The 1,563-nt window shown below is 74.5% G+C and carries 2 protein-coding genes; one reads left to right on the top strand and one right to left on the bottom strand.

Annotated features, from left to right (window positions below; all coding sequences use genetic code 11):
- Positions 1–695: P1 family peptidase (locus tag BQ9890_RS15550; RefSeq protein ID WP_195907683.1), on the top strand; the 695-nt coding region annotated here is incomplete at its 5' end.
- A 33-nt stretch (positions 696–728) separates the two neighbouring features.
- Here BQ9890_RS15550 and BQ9890_RS13135 read toward each other — a convergent pair.
- Positions 729–1,388 carry a response regulator gene (locus BQ9890_RS13135; protein WP_078062464.1) on the bottom strand — a complete coding sequence of 220 codons (660 nt, stop codon included), beginning with the start codon at positions 1,386–1,388 and terminating at the stop codon, positions 729–731.
- Positions 1,389–1,563 lie beyond the last annotated feature (175 nt).

Below are 1,563 nucleotides of genomic sequence, written 5' to 3'. Positions count from 1 at the left end.
ACGGGCGCGGACTGGGAGGGGTGGGCGGGGCGTCGGTCCGGGTGAGGCTCTCCGGCGGGGATGGGGAGGCCACTGACGAGGGCGGCCTCGACCTCGCCGAACACTCGGACAGCACGGCCACGCCCGCCACCGGCAGGGCGGTCACGCCCGCCACGGACAGCACGGCCACACCCGCCACCGGCAGCACCGACACGGCGCACGGGGACCGCGGGACATCCCCTGCGGACCCGCCGTCCGAGGGCACACCGGTCGAAGGACGCGCCCGTCACCACGCCGAGGAGCCGCCCGGACCCGGCGAGGTCGTGGTCGCCGCCCTCGCCGTGGTCAATGCCTACGGCGCACCGGATGTCCCCTACGCCCCCGTCGACGGTCCACGCGCGGACTCCCCGCTGGCCAACACCACGCTGGTGGTGCTGGCCACCTCGGCACGCCTGGAGCGCGCGATGCTGGAGCGCCTGGCGATCCTGGCCCACGACGGCATGGCGCGCGCACTGGACCCCGTCCACACACTGGCCGACGGGGACGTCGTCTTCGCCCTGTCCACCGGCGAGGTGCCCCTGCCCGAGGAGGAGGTCGGTCTCCCGGGCCTGCGTCGCTGGCGGAGCGCACACATGGCCCTCCAGCAGGCAGCGGCCGAGGTCACGGCCGCCGCGATCCGCGACGCCGTCACCGCATCCACGGTGACGCGCGACTGATCCCGGCCCGTCCACCAGCTCCCCCGCAGCGCGTCACCCCAGGTGGGCCCCCAGAGCACGCAGTGCCAGCTCGGCCCGGGACCTGCATCCCGTGAGCTGGAGGACCTTGGAGGCGTAGACCCTCGCGGTGCCCTCGCTGAGGTTGAGCTCCCGGGCGATCATGCGGTTCGAAGCGGCACGTGTGAGCAGGTCGAAGACCTCCCGGTAGCGACCGGGCAGCGCCTCCACCGTCGAGGTGAACCCCGGGTCGCGACCCCCTCGGGGATCCAGGTCCCGGCACCTGTCCGCGAGCAGCGTGGCCGGACGTGGCCCCATGACCGTCGCCCCCAGGACCACCTCGTGGAGCAGGGACACGAGGCGGTCCACCGGCATGTCCTTGGTGAGGAAGCCACTGGCGCCCGCCCCCAGCGCCCTGCCGAGGGAGTCCGGCTGCTCGAAGGCGGTGAGCATGACGACACGGGGGTGGCGTCGCGACCCGGTGATCCGGCGTGCCGTCGCGATCCCGTCGAGGACCGGCATGTCCACGTCGAGCAGGGCGACGTCCACCTCGCTCTCCTCCAGGACCTCCAAGGCTGCCGCACCGTCGGCGACGACACCCACCAGGTCCACGTCCTCCCGCGCGCCCAGCAGGTCGGCCATCGCGGTGGTGAACACCGGATCGTCGTCGGCCAGCAACAGGCGCAGGGCACTCACCGGGTGGCACCCCGTCGTCCTCGGGCGCCCCGCGTCCCGGGAGCCCCGGACGGGCCCGTGTCGCCCTCGTCGACGGGCACCCCGCCACGCGAGGAAGGAGCGAGCTGCCCGGCTTCGGACCCGCTGCCGATGTCCCCCACCGCCTGCCCGCCACTGGTGTCGGGGGCCGTGTCGG

This window comes from Actinomyces provencensis (assembly GCF_900155435.1).
GTDB lineage: Bacteria > Actinomycetota > Actinomycetes > Actinomycetales > Actinomycetaceae > Pauljensenia > Pauljensenia provencensis.
This window is presented reverse-complemented; position numbering and strand designations above follow the sequence as displayed.